Source organism: Arthrobacter sp. RT-1, from assembly GCF_003367205.1.
Lineage (GTDB): Bacteria > Actinomycetota > Actinomycetes > Actinomycetales > Micrococcaceae > Arthrobacter.
In genome coordinates, this window is sequence record NZ_QRGQ01000007.1 from 235,350 (window position 1) to 257,783 (window position 22,434).

The window sequence follows — 22,434 nt, forward strand, 5'->3', positions numbered from 1 at the left end:
CCGTCGTCGGCCGTTAAGTGCCCCTCCCCTGCGCCCGTTCAGGCGTCCAGGCAGGCCGGGCCAAGCAGGACCTTCAGGTCGCCGAACAAGGATGGGCTGGGATTCACGCGAAGGTGGACCGGCAGTCCCATGATCTCCGTGCGCGTATCACCCTGCAGGTGCAGGCGGACTTCCGAGTTCCCGCGGTGGGTCCGGAGCACGTCACCAAGTTCGGTCACCACAGCCTCGGTGGCCTTGTGCGTGGGCATGGTGATCACCAGCGGGCCGCCCAGGCCTTCGCTGAGGTCCGGAACGGACAGTTCCATGCAGTTGAGGGTGATCGCACCGTCGTCGCGCTTCTGCAGGCGCCCCTTGACCACCACAATCAGGTCCTCGGCGAGGACCGAGGCAATGGGTCCGTAGACCTGGCCAAAGAACATGACTTCCATCGACGCTCCGAGGTCCTCCACCTCGGCCCGGGCGTAGGCGTTGCCGCTGGCCTTGGCGATGCGCCGGCTCAGGGACGTGATCATTCCGGCGATGGTGATGATGGCGCCGTCCTGCGGCCCGTCCTCGCCCAGCACGGACGTGATGCTCATTTCGGCGTGCTGGCTCAGGACCCCTTCGAGGCCCTGCAGCGGGTGGTCGGAAACATACAGGCCGAGCATGTCCCGTTCGAAGGAGAGCTTGTCCTTCTTCTCCCACTCCGGCAGGTCGGGGATCTCGATGCTCAGCGACGATTCGGATTCGGCTTCCTCGAAGCCGGCGAAAAGGTCGAACTGGCCAATCGCCTCATTCCGCTTCAGCGTGATGACGGAGTCGATGGCTTCTTCGTGGACCATGGCAAGGGCACGCCGGTGGTGTCCCAGCGAGTCGAAGGCACCCGATTTGATGAGCGATTCGATGGTCCGTTTGTTGCAGACCACGGCCGGGACCTTCATGAGGTAGTCCTTGAAGGACGTGAAGGCGCCCTCGCTTTCGCGCGCTGCCACCATCGCTTCAACAGCGTTGACGCCCACGTTGCGGATGGCTCCCATGCCGAAGCGGATGTCGTTGCCAACAGGCGTGAAGTTCAACGCTGACTCATTGACGTCCGGCGGGAGCACGGTGATGCCCATGCGCCGGCATTCGTTCAGGTAGATGGCCGACTTGTCCTTGTCGTCGCCCACCGACGTCAGAAGCGCGGCCATGTACTCCGGCGCGTAGTGCGCCTTGAGGTACGCGGTCCAGTAGGAAATCACGCCGTACGCGGCGGAGTGGGCCTTGTTGAAGGCGTAGTCGGAGAACGGGAGCAGGATGTCCCAGAGGGTCTTGACGGCTTCCATCGAGTAGCCGTTGTCCTGCATGCCCTGGGAGAAGCCCGCGAACTGCTTGTCCAGCTCCGACTTCTTCTTCTTGCCCATGGCCCGGCGTAGGATGTCTGCCTGGCCCAGCGAGTAGCCGGCCAGCTTCTGGGCCACGGCCATCACCTGTTCCTGGTACACGATCAGGCCGTACGTTCCGCCGAGGATTTCGGCGAGTGGTTCCTTCAGCTCCGGGTGGATGGGGATGACTTCCTGGATCCCGTTCTTGCGAAGGGCGTAGTCGGTATGGGCGTTGGCGCCCATGGGCCCCGGCCGGTACAGCGCCAGGACGGCGGAGATGTCTTCAAAGTTGTCGGGCTTCATCAGCTTGAGCAGCGACCGCATGGGGCCGCCGTCGAGCTGGAAAACACCGAGTGTGTCGCCGCGTGCCAGCAGCTCATAGGATGCCGCATCGTCGAGCTCGAGGTTTTCGAGGTCGAGGTCGATGCCGCGGTTCATCTTGATGTTCTCAAGGGCATCCGAAATGATCGTCAGGTTCCGGAGGCCCAGGAAGTCCATCTTGATCAGGCCAAGGCCCTCGGACGTCGGGTAGTCGAACTGGGTGATGACCTGGCCGTCCTGGAAACGGCGCATGATGGGGATGACGTCGATGATGGGGTCCGAGGACATGATCACACCGGCGGCGTGCACGCCCCACTGGCGCTTCAGCCCCTCGATGCCGAGGGCGGTCTCGAATACCTTGGCAGCTTCCGGATCCGTGCTGATCAGCTGCCGGAAGTCGCCGGCCTCGCTGTAGCGCTTGGCGTCCGGGTTCTGGATGTCCGCCAGCGGAATGTCCTTGGCCATGACCGCGGGGGGCAACGCCTTGGTGAGCTGCTCGCCCATGCTGAAGGGGTACCCGAGCACGCGGGAGGAGTCCTTGAGCGCCTGCTTGGTCTTGATGGTGCCGTAGGTGACGATCATCGCCACTCGCTCGTCACCGTACTTTTTGGTGACGTAGTCGATGACCTCGGAGCGGCGACGGTCATCGAAGTCGACGTCGAAGTCGGGCATGGAGACGCGGTCGGGGTTGAGGAAGCGTTCGAAGATCAGGCCGTGCCGCAGCGGATCGAGGTCGGTGATGCGCATGGCGTACGCCACCATGGAGCCTGCACCGGAACCACGGCCCGGACCCACCCGGATGCCGTTGTTCTTGGCCCAGTTGATGAAGTCGGCCACCACCAGGAAGTAGCCCGGGAAGCCCATCGAGGTGATGACACCCAGCTCATAGTCGGCCTGCTTGCGGACCTCGTCCGGGATCCCCGCGGGGTAACGGTACTGGAGCCCCTTGTCGACCTCTTTAACGAGCCAGGACGTTTCGTCCTCACCCGGCGGGCAGGGGAAGCGCGGCATGTAGTTGGCGTCCGTGTTGAAGGACACCTCGCAGCGCTCGGCGATGAGCAGTGTGTTGTCACAGGCGTCCGGGTGGTCGCGGAACAGTTCCCGCATTTCCCGCGGAGACTTCAGGTAGTAGCCGCTGCCGGAGAACGCAAAGCGCGAGCCGCCGTTGTCATAGGTGGGTTCCAGCAGCGTGGAACCGGACTGGATGGCCAGCAGGGCCTCATGGGCCTTGGCGTCATGTTCGTGGGTGTAGTGCAGGTCGTTGGTGGCCACCAGCGGAAGGTTCAGGTCCTTGGCAAGACGCAGCAGGTCGCCCGTGACCCGGCGCTCGATGTCCAGGCCGTGGTCCATCAGTTCACAGAAGTAGTTCTCGGCACCGAAAATGTCGCGGAACTCGGCCGCCGCTTCGAGGGCTTCCCGGTACTGGCCCAGCCGAAGGCGGGTCTGGACCTCCCCCGACGGGCATCCGGTGGTGGCGATAAGGCCCTCGGAATAGGTGTTGAGCAGCTCCCGGTCCAGCCGCGGCCACTTGCCGAAGACCGAGTCCAGGGACGCGATGGAGGACGCCCGGAACAGGTTCCGCATGCCCACGTTGTTGTAGCTCAGGAGCGTCATGTGGGTGTACGAGCCACCGCCGGAGACGTCGTCCTTGCGCTGGGATTCATCGCCCCAGCGCACGCGTTCCTTGTCCGTGCGGGCGGTGCCGGGTGTCACATAGGCTTCGACGCCGATGATCGGCTTGATGCCCTTGTCCGTGGCTTTGCGCCAGAAGTCGAAGGCGCCGAACAGGTAGCCATGGTCCGTGGTGGCGAGGGCGGGCATGCCCAGGCGCTCGGTTTCATCGAACAGCTCCCCCAGGCGGGCTGCTCCATCCAGCATGGAGTATTCGGTGTGGGTGTGCAGGTGGACAAACGAATCATTGCTGGAAGTCACCGCACTATTCTATGCGCTGGCCACGGGCGGACTGCGTCAGGCCCGGCCCGATCCGAGCACTTCCAGCGCGAACGCCAGATCCTGCGGGTAGTGGCTGGTGACCCGCACGCGCTCCCCCGTGACCGGGTGGTCGAACCCGAGTTCGCGGGCGTGCAGCCACTGCCGGGTCAGTCCCAGGGTGGCGGCCAGGCGGGGATCCGCGCCGTAGGTCAGGTCGCCGGCGCAGGGGTGGCGGAGGGCGGAGAAATGGACCCTGATCTGGTGGGTCCGGCCGGTTTCGAGGTGCACTTCCACAAGGCTGGCCTTGCCGAATGCCTCGAGGACTTCGTAATGGGTGACCGACGGCCGGCCGTCCTCGATGACGGCGAAGCGCCAGTCGTGGCCGGGGTGGCGGCCGATGGGTGCGTCGATGGTTCCGGTCAGCGGATCGGGCAGCCCCTGGACCACTGCATGGTAGACCTTGTCCACGGTCCGTTCCTTGAACGCCCGCTTCAGGGCGGTGTAGGCCCGCTCGGATTTCGCCACCACCATCACACCCGACGTGCCGACGTCGAGCCGGTGGACGATCCCCGCCCGCTCGGGCGAGCCGGACGTGGAGATGCGGTACCCGGCGCCGGCCAGGCCGCCCACCACCGTGGGTCCCACCCAGCCCGGGGAGGGGTGCGCGGCAACGCCCACGGGTTTGTCGACGACGACGAAATCATCGTCGTCCAGCAGGATCTTCAGGCCTTCCACAACTTCCTCCACGACTTCCAGCGGGTCCCGCCGCTCCGGCATGCTGACCTGCAGGACGTCACCGGCCACCAGTTTGGCTGATTTGCCCAGGGCTTTGCCCCTGCTCACGACGTTGCCCTCGGCTATGAGGGTGGCCGCGAGGGAACGCGAAATTCCCAGTATGCCGGCCAGCCCGGCATCTGCGCGGGCGCCGGCGTACTCGTCGGCGACGACATACTTTTCAGGCATCGCCGGACTTTTCCCTGGCTTCTGCTGTCTGCCTGCTGCCATCCAGGGCGATGCCGCGCAGCGTGAGGATGCAGATGATGGCCACAGCGGATACGACGGCTGAATCGGCGATGTTGAAAATGGCAAAGTTGGGGAGCTGGATGAAGTCCACAACGTGGCCCATTCCGAACGACGGCTGACGGAACAGCCTGTCGGTGAGGTTGCCCAGCGCTCCGCCAAGCAGCAGGCCCAGCGACAGGGACCACCACATGGAGCCCAGCTTGCGGACCTGGAAGAGGATGGCCACGGCCACCGCTGCCATGATGATGGAGAACACCCAGGTGACATTCTCGCCGATGGAGAACGCCGCACCCGAGTTACGGATGAAGTACCAGTGCAGCAAAGGCGGAAATACCGGGATCCGTTCGCCTTCCACCATGGTGGACGTGACCCAGTATTTGGTCAGCTGGTCCAGCCCGTAGGCAAAAACCGCAAAACCGGCAAAGAGGGACAGCAGCACGGCCCTGCGGGGGCGCGGTGAAGGCGGGACAGGGCGTGCAGCGCCTGCGGCAAGTTCGTCAGTCATGGTGCTTTCATTCGTTATACCGGTGTCAATGCCAAAAGCCGGTGGCCGAGGAATCCTCAGCCACCGGCTTTCAGAATACGTGCTTGACGGACTAGTTGGCTTCGCTCACTTCAGGCGTAGCAACCGAACCGCGGGCATCGAGGTCGCGCAGCTGGCCCTCGATGTAGGCCTTCAGGCGTGAGCGGTAATCGCGCTCGAAACCGCGAAGCTGCTCCACCTTGCGCTCCAGGACGGACCGCTGCTGCTCGAGTGCACCGAGGATCTTGCGGGACTTCTCCTGGGCGTCGTTGACCAGGCTGCTGGCTTCAATCTGCGCCTCGGCGATGATCTTGTCCTTCTGCGCCTGGCCGTCGGCAACGTGGCGGTCGTGCATCTGCTGTGCCATGGCCAGCAGGCCCGCGGCTGACTCTGCAGAAGCAGTGGGGACGGCGGCCTGGCTGGGAGCAGCGGGGGCTGCGGCAACCGGAGCGGACGGCTGGACGTCCTTCTTCTTCGCTTCGGCAGCCTTGGCTTCAGCCTCTGCCTTCTCGCGGGCCTCGTCCTTGTCGGACTTGACCGGCGCGGGGACCTTCTCCACCACGGGGGCGGCAGCGGCGCTGGCGGGAACGCTGGATCCTGCTTCGGCAAGCTTCTTCCGAAGCTCGTCGTTCTCCTGGTTCAGGCGGCGGAGTTCAACGACGATTTCGTCCAGGAAGTCATCAACTTCGTCCTGGTCGTAGCCCTCGCGGAACTTGGTCGGCTGAAAGCGCTTGTTGACAACGTCTTCTGGCGTCAAAGCCATCTGGTCACCTCACTGGTCTGGTTAGTCAGTAGGCCTTCCGGCCGTCAAAACTACGGTACCTAAATTTGGTCTGCTTACTCTAATTCAACACTGCGGTGTCAAACGCGAGTTTCTTCGCTTCACAGTAACTGTTCCCGGAGGTCCAGGCTGCGCTGCTAGGTCTTATTTGGTGAATCAGGCGAGTCCCCGGGTGATTCCCATCGCGATGCTGACGGCGATGAAGAGAATCAGGAATCCAAGATCGAGGGAGATGCCGCCCAGCCGAAGCGGCGGAATCAGGCGGCGCAGCACTTTCAGGGGCGGATCCGTGATGGAGTACACGGCATGCGCTGCCACCAGTGCGGCGCCCCGCGGACGCCATTCCCTGGCGAACATCTGGACCCAGTCGAACACCAGGCGAATGATGAGTGCTACGAAAAAGAACAGGAGCGCGAGATAGACAAGTCCGAAAACAATTCCCATGACTTAACTCATATCTCCATGTCCATTGTGGATACCGCGGTGTCCTGCCGATGTTTCTTGTCTATTTCAGCACAGATGCCAGACAGGTGTCCCTGCCTGGCATCCAAATCCTGCCTGATGGTCAGCTTTGGTTGAAGAAGCTGGCCTGGGTGTCACTGGCCTTCTTGTCATCGCCGATGACCTCAACGTACGACGGCGACAGCAGGAATACCTTGTTGGTCACCCGCTCAATGCTGCCCCGCAGCCCGAAAACCAGCCCGGCGGAAAAGTCCACCAGGCGTTTCGCATCGGCCTCGCCCATGTCCGTGACATTCATGATGACCGGAATGCCGTCCCGGAAGCTCTCGCCGATAAGCTTGGCGTCGTTGTAGGACCGCGGATGGATTGTGGTGATCTGGCGGAGTCCGGTGGTCTCTTCGCGGCTTGAGGCCGCACGCTTGATGGGGGTCACTGGGGCGCGGTATTCCTCTTCGGGGGTGTAGGACGCTTCGCGGCTGACCTCGCGGACGGGTGCGGGTGCACGGCGCTCCTCGCGGTCAGCTTCCATCGTTTCGTCCTCATCCTTGGGTGTGGTCTGTTGCTCGGACTCGTAATGCTCATCGCCGTCGGCGAGCCCAAGATAGATCATTGTCTTGCGCAGAGCGCCGGCCATGGTCGACTCCTAATCGTGTCCCGTAAGCGGGCCGCCCAATGACTTGACAGCACTGGAGTCCCCCGCCCATCACTTCCAACAGGACCGACGCTACCCCACGGCGGGACGTGATCCGAGAATATCGGAACCGATTCGCAGGTGTGTCGCCCCGAACATGATGGCCGCTTCAAGGTCCTGGCTCATGCCGGCGGAAATGGCGGTGGCGGCCGGGTGGGCGGCAACCAGGCGTGCCGATACTCCGGCGAGCTTTTCGAAGGCCGGCTCCGGCGGTGCACCCAAAGGGGCAACGGCCATCACACCCGCCAGCCGGAGGCCCTCGGCGGATGCTATCCGGTCCGCCAGCAGCGGCACGTCGGCGGGACCGGCCCCGCCGCGGTGCGTGCCGGCGTCGTCCTCCAGGCTGACCTGGATGAAGCAGTCCAGGGGCGCCAGCCCCGCGTCCTTCCGCTCAGCGGCCGCGGCCTTTGCCAATGCGTCCACCAGCTGCGGCCGGTCCACGGAATGGACGGCTGCGGCATAGCGGGCCACCGACTTGGCCTTCTTGGTCTGCAGCTGGCCCACGAAGTGCCACGTCAACCCGCAGTCAGCCAGTTCGGCAGCCTTATTGGCAGCTTCCTGGTCCCTGTTCTCGCCGACGTCCGTCACTCCAAGTGCCGCAAGCCGCCGGATGTCTTCGGCAGGATGGAACTTGGTGACCACGATCAGCGTGGGCAGCCGGTCGGCGCGGCCGGCTGATTCTGCCGCGGAAGCTATCCGCCAGTGGACGGCGGCGAGCCTGTCAGCGAGTTCCGCGGCGCGCGGGTCTCCCCCGGCTGATCGGCCGTCAGTCATGGCACCACACCAGCCCGGCAAAGCGCCCGGTGTCCCGGTTACGCCGGTAGGAGTAGAGGGATTCCGTCTCCAGGGTGCAGACCCCGCTGTATGCCACCTCCACACCGGCGTCCTCCAACTGGCTCCGCGCACCGGCGGGGAGATCGAGACCGGGCGTGCCCCACGAGGTGGTGCTCCGGGTGGCGGGCACCCGCAGGGCCACCTCGTCCTGCAGGGCGGCGGGCACCTCGTAGCAGTTTCCGCAGATGGAGGGTCCCATGGCGGCCTTGATGCCGGAGGCGCCGAGGGACATCATCCTGTCCACGGCTGCAGGAATCACGCCGTTGGCGATGCCGGGGCGTCCTGCATGCACGGCAGCAAGGACGGGACCGTCCGCGGACTCCCCGGCGAGCAGCACGGGAATGCAGTCCGCCACCATGACGGCCAGCGGAAGCCGGCGGGACACCATTGCGTCCGCTTCAGGAGCCCCGCTGTCCTGGTCAATCACCGCCACGGTGACGCCGTGGACCTGGTTCATGAACCGCAGGCCGTGGGGCGCCATGCCCAGGCGCTGCTCCAGCTCCTCACGGCGGCGCTTCACCTGGCCGGGATCGTCCCCCACGTGAAGGGCCAGGTTTCCGGCGCCGGTGTCAGTGAATGCGGCCGACACCCCGGGAAGGATGTCGGCGCGCCAGTGGAACAAGCCGGTGCCTACTTCAGGAAGTCGGGGACATCCAGGTCATCCGAGTGGTTGCCGGTCAGGTCCGGCTCGACGACGGACGGCAGGTCCACGTCGAATCCGGAGTCAGCGGGAATGGCGGAGGGGCGCTGCTGGCCCCAGTTGCTGAGCCCTGCCGCGCCCACGCCGGCGTGGACCGGCTGGACGTTCGACTGGTGGTTCCCTGCAGAAGGCGCCTGCGCCGGAGCGGGGGCGGCTGTAGGAGCGGCGGGCCGCTGCGGGGCCGACAGCGGCTGGGACTGGTCCATGGAGGGCGAGGTGGCCTTGACGTCGTCGAACCCGGCGGCAATGACGGTGACGCGGGCTTCGTCGCCGAGGGCGTCGTCGATGACGGCGCCGAAGATGATGTTCGCCTCGGGGTGGGCCACTTCCTGCACGAGCCGGGCTGCCTCATTGATCTCGAAGAGGCCGAGGTCGGACCCGCCCTGGATGGACAGCAGCACGCCGTGCGCGCCGTCAATGGAGGCCTCCAGCAGAGGGGATGCGATGGCCAGCTCGGCGGCCTTGACGGCACGGTCCTCGCCACGGGCGGAGCCGATGCCCATGAGGGCGGAGCCTGCGCCCTGCATGACCGACTTCACGTCGGCGAAGTCGAGGTTAATGAGGCCGGGCGTGGTGATGAGGTCCGTGATGCCCTGGACACCGGAGAGCAGCACCTGGTCGGCGGAGCGGAAGGCGTCCAGGACCGAGACGTTGCGGTCGCTGATGGACAGCAGGCGGTCGTTGGGGATCACGATCAGGGTATCGACTTCGTCACGGAGGGCGTCGATGCCGGCCTCTGCGGAGCCGGCGCGGCGGCGGCCTTCGAACGTGAACGGGCGGGTCACCACGCCGATGGTGAGGGCACCGAGGGAGCGTGCAATACGGGCGACGACGGGGGCCCCGCCGGTCCCGGTACCGCCGCCTTCGCCGGCGGTCACGAACACCATGTCAGCGCCGCGAAGCACTTCTTCGATCTCGTCCGCGTGGTCTTCGGCCGCCTGCTTGCCCACCTCGGGGTTGGCACCGGCTCCCAGGCCGCGGGTCAGCTCGCGCCCGACATCGAGCTTGACGTCGGCATCGCTCATCAGAAGCGCCTGGGCATCCGTGTTGATGGCGATGAATTCAACGCCCCGGAGGCCCACCTCGATCATGCGGTTGACTGCGTTCACGCCACCGCCGCCGATGCCGACGACTTTGATGACGGCCAAGTAATTCTGCGGAGCTGCCACGTTACGTGTCCCTTGTTCGTGTCTTATTGCGAAAACTGATGGTGAGCTTGAAGCCTGCAACCTTAACCTTCGGGTTGAAGGTTATAGTTATGTCAAGTAACTCTTGTCTGTGACGGTATTTCCTCTGCTTCCCACATGCAATAACCGGGTCCGCGTGTCGGATTAATACCGGTAAAGATTGGGGTTCAGCGCGTCACAGGATGCCGCGGCACGCTCACGTCGTACACCCTGACGGGATTCTTCGGATCGGCCGGAACCTTCAGGAGTGCCTCCAGAACTTTAGCCTTAAGTTCCCTCTCCGAGGCATTGCCCCAAATGATGGTCTGGCCGTCCACGAGCTTCAGCTCCACGGCATCCACGGACTGCGCGGACGCGTTGGACAGCTTGGCCAGCACGTCGGCGGGCAGGGCGCCCAGGACCGCGGCAGTGGCGCGGAACAGGTCCTGGCCGATGGCTCCGGCACCGCCGTCGATCACGGGCAGCGACACTGACGCCGGATCGTCCGTAGCGGCCAGCTGCACCCCGTCCACATCCACCAGCTGGTACTGCTCCCCCTGCTTGACCAGCGCCACCGGGACGCGCTCCCGCACGGCAACAGCGAGGCCCGACGGCGGCCGGGCCTCAGCGGAGACCGCCTTGACCTGGACCAGCGGCTGGAGGAGCCGGCCCACTTCCTCGTCCGTGATTTGGGGCAGCGGCTTGCCGCGCAGGGGTTCCAGCGCGGCCTGCACCTGGGCAGGAGTCAGGAGCCGCGTGCCGGAAACGGAAATGGTGTCCACGGCGAGCACGGGTGAATAGACCGCCCCGGCCAACAGGCCGGCCACGACGGCGGCCACGGCGGCGAGAACCATCAGCAGGTTCCTCTTGCGGCGCTTGCCCTTGGGCTCCGGGAAGGTCAGAACGTTCGCGGCGGACTCGGCTGACGGCTCCGCCTGTTTGTCCTTGCTGCGCCCGGCGAACCGGGGTTTCCGCGGGGCTGCAGTCTTTGTGGACCTTGCAGTCTTCGGCGGCCTGGCCTGTTGTGCCTGCGCTGCATCGGGAACGCTGCGTGAAGCGGAAATAACGTCGTCGCTGCCCGTGGAGGTGCGGCCGGACGGCGGCGCCGTTCCGTTGCCCGCACCGGTTGCCGAACTCCCGCTGCGGCCGGCCGGCCGGTAGGTGGGACGGCGGGTGCTAGCCATGCAGGGCCTCAACGATCAGCGGCCCGTAGGCCGTGACATCCCCCGCGCCGGCGGTCAGCACGATGTCGCCGTCGGACGCGGCAGCCGCCAGGGCTGCCACGGCCTCTGCCGCCGGTATCAACCGTCCGCCTTCACCCAGGTGGTCGGCAATGAGCTGGCTGGTAACCCCCGGAATCGGATCCTCGCGTGCCGGGTAGATGTCCAGCACCAGGGCCGTATCGGCGAGGTTCAGCGCCTCCGCGAAATCCCGTGCGAATTCGCGTGTCCGGGAAAACAGGTGTGGCTGGAAGAGCACGTGCACCTTGTGGCCTCCTGCCACCGACCGGGCGGCAGTAAGGGCTGCCCGCACTTCGGTGGGGTGGTGGGCATAGTCATCGAAAACCCGCACTCCCCTGGCCTCGCCCTTCAGCTCGAAGCGCCGCGAAGCGCCCGAAAAATGGGCCAGGGCAGCGGCGGCGTCCGCGGGTTCGACGCCCAGTTCAAGGGCCACCGCAAATGCGGCTGCGGCGTTCAGGGCGTTGTGCCGGCCCGGGACCTGCAGGGAAAGCCCAAAGCGGCCCGCCGGTCCGGACACCGCCACCTGGCCCGGGCCGCCGTCGTGCAGGACCAGCCCTGCCTCCTCACTGGTTCCGTAGAGGACCACGCGTGTGTTGCCGCGCGCCCGCGTCCGCTCCGCCAGTGTCAGGGCCCCGGCGTCGTCAGCGCAGGCAATCAGCACCCCGTCAGCGGGAAGCAGCGCCGTGAACCGGTCGAAGGACTCATACACTGCCTCGGCCGTGCCGTAGTGGTCCAGGTGGTCCGGCTCCACATTGGTGACCACGGCTATCTGCGGCCGGTAGTTGAGGAATGATCCGTCCGATTCATCCGCTTCTGCCACGAAGACGCCGGAACTCCCGTGCGCGGCATTGACGCCCAGTGATGGAACGTTGGCTCCAATGGCAAATGAGGGGTCCAGGCCCGCCCCCTGCAGCAGGACGGTTACCATCGAGGTTGTGGTGGATTTTCCATGGGTTCCCGCCACGGTCACCACCAGGTCCTCCCCCATGGTGGCTGCCAACGCCTCGGACCGGTGCAGGACCGGCAGCCCTGCCTGCTTCGCGGCGGCCAGCTCCGGGTTGTCCGACCGGATGGCCGAGCCGGCCACCACTGTCCGGGCATCACCCAGGTTGGCGGCGTCGTAGCCCACCGCGATGCGGGCGCCTGCTGCCGCCAGGTCCGCCATCACCGGCAGGTCCTTGGCGTCGGAACCGCTCACAGGGACGCCCCGGGCCACCATGATCCTTGCCACGGCGGACATCCCGACACCCCCGACGCCGATGAAGTGGACCTTGCCCAGGGATTCCAGGGCGGCGGAGTTACGGGGGGTCATGCGGATACCGCTTCCAGGACAAGACCAGCCATGCGCTGGTCAGCGTTTCGAATGCCAAGCCGGTAGGAGTTGGCTTCCATGGTCGCCAGCCGGGCCTTGTCGGTGACCAGCGGAATGAGTTCCGCTGCCACCCATCCCGGGGTGAAATCCCTGTCGGCTACGAGCAACGCGCCGCCTCCTGCCACGAGTCCGGCAGCGTTCAGGGCCTGTTCCCCGTTGCCGATGGGCAGCGGCACCAGGACGGCGGGGACTCCGACGGCGGCAACCTCACAGACCGTCGCGGCACCGGCACGGGCCAGCAGCACATCGGCAGCCGCGTAGGCCAGCTCCATGCCGTCAACGAATTCAACCTGCCGGTAACCTTCGGCATCGAGGGGCTGGCCGGCGTCGTCCAGAACGGTTTTGCCGCGCCCGGTGATGTGCAGCGTCTGGATACCGGCGGCGGCCAGTTGCCCCACGGCAGCGGCCACCGTCCGGTTGATGCTCTGCGCGCCCAGGGAGCCACCCGTGACGATCAGTGTGGGCTTTTCGGGGTCCAGTCCCAGCGCCTGGCGGGCGGAAGTCCGGGCTGTTGCCCGGTCAAGTCCCGAAATTGCGGTACGCATGGGCATGCCCACGTGCACCGCATTCCGGAGCGGGGTGCCTTCGAAGGCAACTGCCACGCGCTTGGTCAGCCCGGCCCCCACCCTGTTCGCCAATCCGGGCCGGGCGTTGGCTTCGTGGATCACGATGGGGATGCGCCGTTTGCGGGCGGCCAGGTACATCGGCGTACAGACATAGCCGCCAACGCCTACCAGCACGTCAGCTCCTGCCTCATCCAGGATGGCGCCGGACTGCCGGATGGCTCCCGCCAGCCGTGCGGGCAGCCGGACCAGGTCAGCGGATGGCTTCCGGGGGAACGGCACGCGGTCGATCGTGGCCAGTTCAACACCGGCAGCCGGGACCAGCCGGGTTTCCATTCCGTTGGGTGTTCCGACGGCGAGGAGCGCCGCGTCCGGGGATGCTGTGCGCAGGGCTGCGGCGATGGCGAGGAGCGGGCTGATGTGGCCGGCTGTTCCGCCACCCGCCAGGACGATGGAGGGGTTGTTCGGGGTCATGTCGGGTCAGGCACGCTTTCTTGCAGTCTTTTTCTTCGGGGCCGTTCCGCGGCCCTTGGCCTTGAACTTCAGCATCTTCTTCGGCCGGATGGCCGGGGCCATCTGTTCCCGGGCGAGCGACAGCACAACGCCGATGGCGCAGAGCGACATCAGCAGCGCGGAGCCGCCGTAGGAAATGAAGGGCAGCGGCACGCCGATGACGGGCATCAGGCCCGTCACCACGGACATGTTGACCGTGGCCTGGCCGAGCAGCCACACCATGATGGTTCCGGCCAGGACCCGGTGGAACATGTCCTCCTGCGCCACCACCACGCGGTAGATCGCAGCGCCGAGGATGGCAAAGAGGATGAGGACGACGACGGTCCCCACCAGGCCGAGCTCCTCGCCGATGATGGCGAAGATGAAGTCGTTGTGCGCTTCCGGGATCCAGCTGTACTTCTGCCGGCTCTGGCCCAGCCCGACACCAAACCAGCCGCCCGATGCCAGCCCATAGAGGCCGTTGGTTGCCTGGTAGTTGGCGTCGATGCCGTCGGCGCAGGATTCCCCGGTCCACCATGAGGTGATGCGGCACATCCGGTTGGAACTGGTGACCGCCATGACAGCTGTCCCGGCCACTGCCACGAGCCCGGCAATGCCGAAAAGGTAGAGGGGCGCCCCGGCAAAGAAGAGCGCGGCAGCGGTAATCATCATGATGATCATGGCCGTTCCCAGGTCATTTCCGACCAGGACCAGCACAACGATGATGATCGCCATGGGCACGGCAGGGACCGCCACGTGCTGCCAGCGGCTGAGCAGCCTGCCCTTCCTGGCCAGCACCGTGGCCATCCAGAGCGCGAGGGCCAGCTTTGACGCCTCCGACGGCTGGAAGGTGATGCCGCCGATGTCGATCCAGTTCTTGTTGCCGTTGACCTCCGCGCCCACAAGCTGCACCAGGCCCAGGAGGACCACGGCGGCAATGATGGCGAGCCACGCGAGCCGCTTCAGCCACACCACGTTGATGCGCGACAGCGCGAACATGGTGAAGATGCCGATGCCGGCAAACATCCCCTGCTTCAGTGCGTCCCCGTAAGGCGATTTGCCGGCCGCGATGGATTCCACGCTGGATGCGGAGAGCACCATCATGATGCCAATGGCTGTCAGGGCAAGGGTGGATCCGAGGATCAGGTAGTACGTGGAGCCGTTCCTGGAGGTTCCGTTGCCCTCGAGGGCGGACCAGAACCGGCGGTACATGGTCCGCAGCCTTGCGGGAAGCGTCGCCGGCGGCCGGACGGACGTGGCCGTGGACCCGGGGCCTTGTTTGCGGGCCTGCTGTTTTTCTGGCTGGGGCCGGGTGGGCGTACTGACCATTGTTACTCCTCGCCGGTCTGGGCCTGCCCTTCCACCAGCTCGCGGACAGCTTCGATGAAAGTGTCGCCACGGTGAGCATAGGAAGAGAACTGATCCATGGACGCAGCTGCCGGAGCCATCAGCACAGTGTCGCCGGGTTCGGCCACCTGGGCTGCTGACGCTACGGCCAGGGACATCACCCGTTCTCCGGATATGGAAGAACCGGCATCGACGGCGCCAGGACCTGCAGCAGTCTGCACCCCTTCAGTGTCACCCGGCAGCGCCGTGATGACCGGGACATCCGGCGCGTGTCGCTGGAGGGCACCGGCGAGCACCCCCGGGTCAGTGCCGATCAGCACGACGGCCTTGAGCCGGTGGGCGTGCTCCCGCACCAGGTCGTCGTAGGTGACGCCCTTGGACAGTCCCCCGGCAATCCAGACCACATTGGTGAAGGCGGCCAGGGAGGCGGCCGCTGCATGCGGGTTGGTTGCCTTTGAGTCGTTGACCCAGAGCACGCTGTTGTGGCGCGCCACGGGCTGGATGCGGTGGTCGCCGGGAATGTAGTCCCGGATGCCCTGCCGGACCGCGGAGGCCTCCACGCCGTAGGCCCGGACCAGTCCGGCAGCAGCGAGGGCGTTCGCCACCATATGGCGTGGAGCAAAGGCGCCGAGGTCGTTCATGGCGGCGAGTTCGGCCGCGCTGTCCCTGCGCTCTTCGATGAACGCGCGGTCAACGAGGAGCCCCTCCACCACACCGAGCATGCTGATGGCGGGAGTCACCGTGGTGAACCCGACCGCACGGCATCCTTCCACGACGTCGGCGTTTTCCACCATGCGCTCGGTTTCAAACTGCTCCGCATTGTAAATGCAGGCCTTTTGGGTGCGTTCGTAGACCTTGGCCTTGTCCGCGAGATACGACTCATAGGAGCCGTGCCAGTCAACGTGGTCCTCCGCGACGTTCAGGCAGACACTCGCCACCGGTGACAGGGATTCCGCCCAGTGCAGCTGGAAGCTGGAGAGCTCCACCGCGAAGACGTCGTACTCCACGGGATCCCGGATCGCATCCAGAATCGGCGTGCCCACGTTTCCAACCGCGATGGCTTTCAGGCCGGCAGCGCGGAGCATGGATTCGGTGAGGCCCACGGTAGTGGTTTTTCCGTTAGTGCCGGTGATGGCCAGCCAATCGGCGGTTTTCCGGCCTTCCCTGGTGCGCACCCGCCACGCCAGTTCCACATCGCCCCACACCGGGATGTGGGCACGGGCGGCGGCGGCGAGGAGTGCCTGATCGGGGCGCCAGCCGGGGGACGTGACGATCAGATCCGGCAGTTCGCCGTCGATCCGGGGTATCCGGGCCACGGCCTCCTCCCCCAGCAGGACGTCTGCGGCGCCCACGATCTTCAGCGTGTCCGCGTGCGCCCTCGCGGTGTCGCTGGCGGCGGCGTCGACGACCACCACGCGCGCACCCAGTTCGATCAGAGTGTCTGCCGCGGCGAAGCCGGACACGCCGATGCCGGTGACTGCCACACGCAGCCCTGCCCAGTCGGAGTCCCAGGAGACAAGGTTCTTGAGGCGGGGGGAAACGGTCACAGCAGCACAACCCATTCAGCGTAGAAAATGCCCAGGCCCACGGCCACGAAAAGTCCGCCCAGGATCCAGAACCGGACCACCACGGTGACTTCAGCCCAGCCCTTCAGTTCAAAGTGGTGCTGCAGCGGCGCCATCTTGAAGACGCGTTTGCCGCCGGTGACCTTGAAGTAGCCCACCTGGATGATGACGGACAGGGTGATCAGGACAAAGAGGCCGCCGATGATTCCAAGCAGCAGTTCGGTCCTGGACAGGATGGCGAAACCGGCGATGGCACCACCGATGGCGAGGGATCCGGTGTCTCCCATGAAGATCTTGGCCGGTGAAGTGTTCCACCAGAGGAAACCCACCAGTGCGGCGCTCATGATGGCGGCCAGCAGGGCAAGGTCCAGGGGATCCCGGACGGAGTAGCAGCCGCTGCCGGCTTCCCGTGGTGACCCGCAGGCCTGGTTGCTCTGCCAGATTCCCATGAGGGTGTATGCGCCGAAAACCATCACCGAGGCGCCGGCGGCGAGGCCGTCGAGGCCGTCCGTCAGGTTCACGCCGTTGGTGGCTGCAGTCACGATGAGGTTGGACCAGATGACGAACAGGATGGCGCCAAGGACGGTTCCGCCGAAGGCCAGGTCCAGCCACGGCAGGTCGCGGACCAGGGATATTTTGTAGGAGGCAGGCGTGACGCCGTCCTCGTTGGGGAAGTTCAGGGCCAGCACGGCAAAGATGATGCCCACGGCCGCCTGCAGGATGAGCTTCGCCTTGGCGTCGAGCCCCAGGCTGCGCTGCCGTGAAATCTTGATGAAGTCGTCCAGGAAGCCAACAAGCCCCATGCCCACCATCAGGAACAGCAGGATGAGCGCGGACGCGGAAGGCCCGGGCGAATCCGGGTTCATCATCAGCATGATGAGGTGCGTCAGGCCGTAGCTCAGGAGCACGGCCCCCACCACCACGGTCCCGCCCATGGTTGGCGTGCCGCGTTTGGTGTGGTGGGAGGTGGGACCATCGTCCCGGATGAACTGGCCGTAGCCGCGGCGGACCAGGAGCCGGATGAAAAGCGGGGTGCCCACCAGGGCGCACAGGAGTGCCAGCCCGGCGCCGATCAAAAGTGCAATCACAGCAGAGTGCTCCTTTCATCGGCGGGTTGCGGGGTTTGTGGGGGTAATGCTATCCGATCACCCAAATGCCGAAGTCCCACGCTGTTGGAGGACTTGAACAGCACCAGGTCTCCGGGCTGGAGTTCGGCATTGAGAAGTTCGTAAGCCTCATCGGCGGTTTCCGTGAAGATGCATTCGTCTCCCCAGGACCCTTCCTGGACGGCCGAGACGTAGAGGGCTCGGGCCTCCCGGCCTACCACCACCAGCCGGGAAATGTTGAGGCGGACCACCTGCGTGCCCACCGCCGTGTGTTCGCGGATGGAATCTTCGCCGAGTTCCAGCATGGCGCCCAGTACGGCCCAAGTGCGCCGGCCGCGCCCCAGGTCCGCCAGGGTCCGAAGTGCGGCCCTCATGGATTCCGGGTTGGCGTTGTACGCGTCGTTGATGATGGTGACACCGTCGGCGCGCTCGGTCCGCTCCATCCGCCAGCGGCTGGCAGCTGCCTGGCGGCCCAGGGCGGCGGCGATGTCGGCGCCGGGAACCCCGGCAGCGAAGGCGGCTGCTGCCGCCGCGAGCAGGTTGCCGGTGTGGTGGGCGCCTATGAGGCGGCTGCGGACGTGGTGGGGCCCATCCCCGCCAGGCAGCAGGAGGTCGAATTCAGGGTTTCCTTCGCCGTTGGTGTCGGCGTTGAGCGCCTGCACCGCCGCGTCGCCGCGTCCCTCCGCAGAGAATCCGAGGACCGCTGCTGTGGTGCTGCCGCGCATGGCAGCCACCCTGTCGTCGTCGAGGTTAATGATGGCTGTTCCTGTGGCGGCCAGGCCTTCCACAAGTTCACCCTTGGCCCGGGCGATGTTTTCCACTCCCCCGAATTCGCCTGCATGGGCTGTGCCGACGGCGAGGACCACCCCAATGTCCGGTTTGACCATGTCGGCCAGGTACTTGATGTGTCCCACACCGGTGGCACCCATCTCGATCACCAGGTAACGCGTCTCCGCGTCCGCCAGGAAGACCGTGAGGGGCACCCCGACTTCGCCGTTGTACGAACCCTGCGGGGCCACGGTCTTGCCCTGGGTGGAAAATATTCCTGCCAGCAGGTCCTTGGTGGTGGTCTTGCCGGCTGAACCGGTGATGCCTACCACGGTGAGTTCCCCGCCGGCTTCTGCCCGGGCGTCACGGATCCGGCGCACTGCCTCGGCAGCCAGCGCACCCATGGCCAGGACGGCATCAGGTACCAGGACGGACGGGTACGGCGTTCCGTCAGGTGCTGCCACCGGCCGCTCCACCAGGGCCAGGACAGCCCCGGCCGCGAAGGCAGCAGCAATGAAGTCGTGGCCGTCCGCGTGCTCGCCCGGTTTTGCGACGTAGAGCGAGCCCGGTGTGGCTTCGCGTGAATCCGTTACCACCGAAAGGGGCGTGATTCCGGGATCGGCGTCCAGGCGCCCGCTGGTGATTTCGGCGATTTCCGCCGCAGTAAGTGCAATCATCTCGGTCTAGGACTCTATCCGGTCGGCTTGGAGAACGTTGAATCCCCTGGCTGTCAAGGCGCTGCGCAGTTCCACCCTGTCATCGAGGGCAAGGTTGACCCCCTTCACTTCCTGCCAGACCTCGTGCCCCCGGCCTGCCACGAGGATGGTGTCCTTGGGCTGCGCCAGTTCCACGGCGCGGCGGATCGCTTCATCCCGGGGGAACACCTCCAGCACGTCGCACGGAAGGGCATCCTTGTCCCGGGCTTCCTGCGCACCGGCCAGGACGTCGGCACGGATGGCGGCCGCATCCTCATCGTGGGGATCGTCGTCGGTGATGATGACGGTGTCGGCAAGGCGGGCTGCGATGGCGCCCATGGCCGGCCGTTTGCCCTGGTCGCGCTGGCCCGTGGCACCAAAAACCACGATCAGCCGGGAGCCGACTTCGGGGGAACGGACAGCCTCCAGCGCCCGGGCGAGGGCGTCGGTGTTGTGGGCGAAGTCCACCACCGCCGCGGGCTGCTCTGATACCAGTTGCATGCGTCCCGGCACGGCAACCGTGAAGGGGTCGGCGGCGTCGAGTGCCGCCTGCAGGGTTGCAGCATCCACGCCGGAAACGAGCACCATGATGACTGCCAGGGCAGCATTGGCCACGTTGAAGCTGCCGGGGAGGCCGGTATGGACGTTGAGTACAGTGCCGCCAGGCCCCGTGAGCGTAAACTCCGTACCCAGCCCGCGCGGCGCCGTTGCCGTCACTGTCCAGTCAGCGGACGTTCCCGGAGCAGTGCCGAGGGTGGTGACCGGCACGCTGCCGCTGTCGGCAAGCTTGCGGCCCCACTCGTCGTCGACCGTTACCACTGCCTTGCGCGCGCGGCCTGGCGTGAAAAGCTCGGCCTTCGTGGCGAAGTATTCGTCCATGGTGTGGTGCAGGTCAAGGTGGTCCTGGGTGAGGTTGGTGAAGCCGGCGACGTCGAACATCACCCCGTCCACGCGCTGGAACGAGATGGCGTGGGAGGACACCTCCATGGCCGCCGCAGCCAGTCCCCTCTCCTTCATCAGCGCGAGCAGTCCGTGGACGTCAGGAGACTCCGGGGTGGTGAGCACGCTCGGAATGGGCTCGCCGCCGGCGAGGATTTCTATCGTGCCAATCAGTCCGGCCGGCTTGCCCAAGGCCCTCAGCAGGGAGTTGATGAAGTAAGTGGTGGTGGTTTTGCCGTTGGTGCCGGTGACCCCAAACATTTGGAGTGCACCGGCACCGCTGCCGTAGACCATGGCAGACAGCGGACCCACCACGTTCCGCGGAGATTCCACAACGAGCACCGGCACGGAGGTGTCGGCCGACAATGCCAGCAGGCGGGCGCCGGCGTCGTCCGTCAAAACCGCAACTGCGCCGGCCCCGATCGCCTGCGCAGCAAAATCGGCGCCGTGCCGGACGGCGCCGGGAAGGGCGACATACAGATCCCCGGGCTCCACCGCGCGGGAATTCAAGGAGACCCCGGTGACCAACGCGTCCGCAGCCGCCCCGGGGACAGCGACGCCGATTGCGTCGCCAATGCTGTCCAGGCGGACCGCTTTGACGGCAGAGGGCCTGAACCGGACCTTGCTGGCAGGAGCCGCGGGCGCGGTACTGCTCTCGGACGCGTTGAATTCTGACAAGGGATCTCCGATGGTGCTAGTGAATCGTGCCCGGCATGGATAAGCGGTAACAGCAGTAGCTGTTACGCCGTTGGTGCCGGGGTGTTACTTGGCGAACTGGGGCAGCCTGGCCGGTTCGCCGGTGGACGGCTGGACGTTGTAGGTCCGCAGTGCCTGGCTCATGACCGACCGGAAGACCGGCCCCTGGGTAATCCCGTAGATGCTGCCCTTGGGCCGCTGGAGTACCACCTCCACAATAAACCGCGGATCATCCATCGGTGCCATGCCCACGATGGAGGCGGTGTACCCGCAGAAGCCTGCGCCGTCGTCGCACGGGGACTCCGAGGTGCCCGTCTTGGCGCCCACCCGGTACCCGTCAATGGCCGCGTCCTTGATCTGGCCTTCGGTGACGGCGCTTTCCAGGACGTCCTGGACCTGTTGGGCTGTGCTGTCCGAAACAACCTGCCGGGACGGTGCGGCCGGAACCTTCTCCTCGGTCCCGTCAGCGGAAATATAGGAATCGATCAGGCGCGGCTGGAGCATCACGCCGTTGTTGGCGATGGACTGGAACGCCCGCACGGTCTGGAGGGTGGACTGCGAGACGCCCTGGCCGAACAGGACCGTGTATTCCTGCCGCCCGTCCCACTGCTCCCAGGGCGTGAGAATGCCGGACGCGGTGGCCGGCAGTCCGATGTCAGGGGCCTCGCCGATGCCGAATTTCTTCAGCCACTCGTAGCGCTGTTCCTTGCTCAGCCGCTGCCCGGCCATCACCGTGCCCGTGTTCATCGAATATCCCAGGATGCCGGCGAGGGTCCGCTCCTCCGTCCCGTGCGCGAACGAGTCACTGAAGGTCTGGCCGTCCACCGTGTAGGAAGGCCCGAGCGTGAAGGTATCGAGGGGACCTGCTTTGCCCTCTTCGATCAGGGCGGCCACTGTCATCATCTTCTGAACGGAGCCGGGCTCGTAGGCGGCGGTAACGGCACGGACGCCGCGGTCCTTGGCTGCCACCCGGCCGGGATCGTTGGGGTCCGGTGAGTTGGTGTCTGCCATGGCCACGAGGTCGCCGGTCTTGGCATCCATGACAATGATCACGCCCCACTCGGCCCCCAGCTTGTCCGACTGGCTTTGGATGGCCTGCTGCGCAAAGTATTGAAGGTCGGAGTTGATGGTGAGTTTGACGTCCTTGCCGTCTTCCGGCGGGGTCAGCTCGTCCACACCCACGGGAATCCTCAGGCCGTCGGCGCCGATCTCGAACAGCCGTTCGCCGTCCTTGCCCTTCAGGAGTTCGTCCTGCGTTTGTTCGATGCCTGCCTGGCCGGTGGCGCCGTCCTTCAGGAAGCCGATGATACCCCCGGCTACGGACCCGTTCGGGTAGACACGTTTGCTGACGCCCTCCGTGACGATGCCGGGAATCTGAAGCTTCGAAATCCGGTCCTCAACATCGGGCTTTACGTCCTTGGCCACGATGTAATAGCGCGAGTCACCCGTGACGGCGTCAACGATGGCGTCCTTATCCATGCCCAGAACCGCTGCCAGCTCCGTGAGCCCCTGGTCGCGGGAAACGTCCACCAGTTTCTCTTTGGCCTCGTCCAGGCGCTTGAACGTTTCCGTCTTGGTGTTGAGCCTCTGGTCCACCACCACGTTGTAGCGGATCACACTGTTGGCCAGGACTGTACCGCTGGAGTCAAGGATGCTGCCGCGTTCGGCGGGCAGGACTGTCTGGGTCATACGCTTGTCCAGCGCAGCTGCCGCCATTCCTCCGACGTCCAGGCCCTGGACAAGGAACAGTTTGCCGCCCACCACCAGCAGGAGCGTGAGCATAATGCCCAGCCCCAGGCGCAACCGCTTCGTGGCGTTGGGTACCCTGCTGTTTACTGCCTTGCCGGTCCTTTGCGCCACCGTGGAATTCCTTG

18 protein-coding genes are annotated in these 22,434 nt (G+C 65.7%); all 18 read right to left on the reverse strand.

Features of this window, described 5'->3' with window-relative positions; translation table 11 throughout:
• Positions 1–38: 38 nt before the first annotated feature.
• Complete coding sequence (dnaE, locus tag DXK94_RS08640; protein WP_079597156.1) at positions 39–3,596, reverse strand: DNA polymerase III subunit alpha; 3,558 nt, start codon at positions 3,594–3,596, stop codon at positions 39–41.
• Positions 3,597–3,632: 36 nt separating this feature from the next.
• The gene (locus DXK94_RS08645; RefSeq protein ID WP_079597157.1) at positions 3,633–4,559 is read right to left on the reverse strand and encodes an RluA family pseudouridine synthase; all 927 of its coding nucleotides are present in this window, start codon (positions 4,557–4,559) and stop codon (positions 3,633–3,635) included.
• Complete coding sequence (gene lspA / locus DXK94_RS08650; protein ID WP_115524648.1) at positions 4,552–5,124, reverse strand: signal peptidase II; 573 nt, start codon at positions 5,122–5,124, stop codon at positions 4,552–4,554. The genes DXK94_RS08645 and lspA overlap by 8 nt, the downstream gene beginning before the upstream one ends.
• Before the next feature lie 91 nt (positions 5,125–5,215).
• Positions 5,216–5,905, reverse strand: a complete 690-nt coding sequence (locus DXK94_RS08655; protein WP_079597159.1) for a DivIVA domain-containing protein — start codon at positions 5,903–5,905, stop codon at positions 5,216–5,218.
• Positions 5,906–6,079: 174 nt separating this feature from the next.
• Positions 6,080–6,367, reverse strand: coding sequence for a YggT family protein (locus tag DXK94_RS08660; RefSeq protein ID WP_079597160.1), 288 nt, complete (start codon positions 6,365–6,367; stop codon positions 6,080–6,082).
• Positions 6,368–6,488: 121 nt separating this feature from the next.
• Positions 6,489–7,019, reverse strand: a complete 531-nt coding sequence (locus DXK94_RS08665) for a cell division protein SepF (RefSeq protein ID WP_079597161.1) — start codon at positions 7,017–7,019, stop codon at positions 6,489–6,491.
• A 90-nt stretch (positions 7,020–7,109) separates the two neighbouring features.
• Positions 7,110–7,850, reverse strand: a complete 741-nt coding sequence (locus tag DXK94_RS08670) for a YggS family pyridoxal phosphate-dependent enzyme (protein WP_115524649.1) — start codon at positions 7,848–7,850, stop codon at positions 7,110–7,112.
• Positions 7,843–8,532 carry a polyphenol oxidase family protein gene (locus tag DXK94_RS08675; RefSeq protein ID WP_115524650.1) on the reverse strand — a complete coding sequence of 230 codons (690 nt, stop codon included), beginning with the start codon at positions 8,530–8,532 and terminating at the stop codon, positions 7,843–7,845. Before DXK94_RS08675 ends, DXK94_RS08670 begins: the two co-directional genes overlap by 8 nt.
• Positions 8,533–8,540: 8 nt before the next feature.
• Entirely contained in the window at positions 8,541–9,779 is a 1,239-nt protein-coding gene (gene ftsZ, locus DXK94_RS08680) for a cell division protein FtsZ (RefSeq protein ID WP_115524651.1), read from the reverse strand.
• A gap of 185 nt (positions 9,780–9,964) precedes the next feature.
• Positions 9,965–10,960 carry a cell division protein FtsQ/DivIB gene (locus DXK94_RS08685; RefSeq protein WP_115524652.1) on the reverse strand — a complete coding sequence of 332 codons (996 nt, stop codon included), beginning with the start codon at positions 10,958–10,960 and terminating at the stop codon, positions 9,965–9,967.
• Positions 10,953–12,329: a UDP-N-acetylmuramate--L-alanine ligase gene (murC, locus tag DXK94_RS08690; RefSeq protein ID WP_115524653.1), complete on the reverse strand. Its 1,377-nt coding sequence runs from the start codon at positions 12,327–12,329 to the stop codon at positions 10,953–10,955. The genes DXK94_RS08685 and murC overlap by 8 nt, the downstream gene beginning before the upstream one ends.
• Positions 12,326–13,426, reverse strand: coding sequence for an undecaprenyldiphospho-muramoylpentapeptide beta-N-acetylglucosaminyltransferase (gene murG, locus DXK94_RS08695; RefSeq protein WP_115524654.1), 1,101 nt, complete (start codon positions 13,424–13,426; stop codon positions 12,326–12,328). Before murG ends, murC begins: the two co-directional genes overlap by 4 nt.
• Before the next feature lie 6 nt (positions 13,427–13,432).
• Positions 13,433–14,773: a putative lipid II flippase FtsW gene (ftsW, locus tag DXK94_RS08700; RefSeq protein ID WP_079597168.1), complete on the reverse strand. Its 1,341-nt coding sequence runs from the start codon at positions 14,771–14,773 to the stop codon at positions 13,433–13,435.
• A 2-nt stretch (positions 14,774–14,775) separates the two neighbouring features.
• Positions 14,776–16,353, reverse strand: coding sequence for a UDP-N-acetylmuramoyl-L-alanine--D-glutamate ligase (gene murD / locus DXK94_RS08705; RefSeq protein WP_181884779.1), 1,578 nt, complete (start codon positions 16,351–16,353; stop codon positions 14,776–14,778).
• Positions 16,335–17,444: a phospho-N-acetylmuramoyl-pentapeptide-transferase gene (mraY, locus tag DXK94_RS08710; RefSeq protein ID WP_079597170.1), complete on the reverse strand. Its 1,110-nt coding sequence runs from the start codon at positions 17,442–17,444 to the stop codon at positions 16,335–16,337. The genes murD and mraY overlap by 19 nt, the downstream gene beginning before the upstream one ends.
• The gene (gene murF, locus DXK94_RS08715) at positions 17,441–18,907 is read right to left on the reverse strand and encodes a UDP-N-acetylmuramoyl-tripeptide--D-alanyl-D-alanine ligase (protein WP_115524656.1); all 1,467 of its coding nucleotides are present in this window, start codon (positions 18,905–18,907) and stop codon (positions 17,441–17,443) included. Before murF ends, mraY begins: the two co-directional genes overlap by 4 nt.
• A gap of 6 nt (positions 18,908–18,913) precedes the next feature.
• Positions 18,914–20,542: a UDP-N-acetylmuramoyl-L-alanyl-D-glutamate--2,6-diaminopimelate ligase gene (locus DXK94_RS08720; RefSeq protein WP_115524657.1), complete on the reverse strand. Its 1,629-nt coding sequence runs from the start codon at positions 20,540–20,542 to the stop codon at positions 18,914–18,916.
• An 84-nt stretch (positions 20,543–20,626) separates the two neighbouring features.
• Complete coding sequence (locus DXK94_RS08725; protein ID WP_115524658.1) at positions 20,627–22,420, reverse strand: penicillin-binding protein 2; 1,794 nt, start codon at positions 22,418–22,420, stop codon at positions 20,627–20,629.
• Between the last annotated feature and the right edge of the window lie 14 nt (positions 22,421–22,434).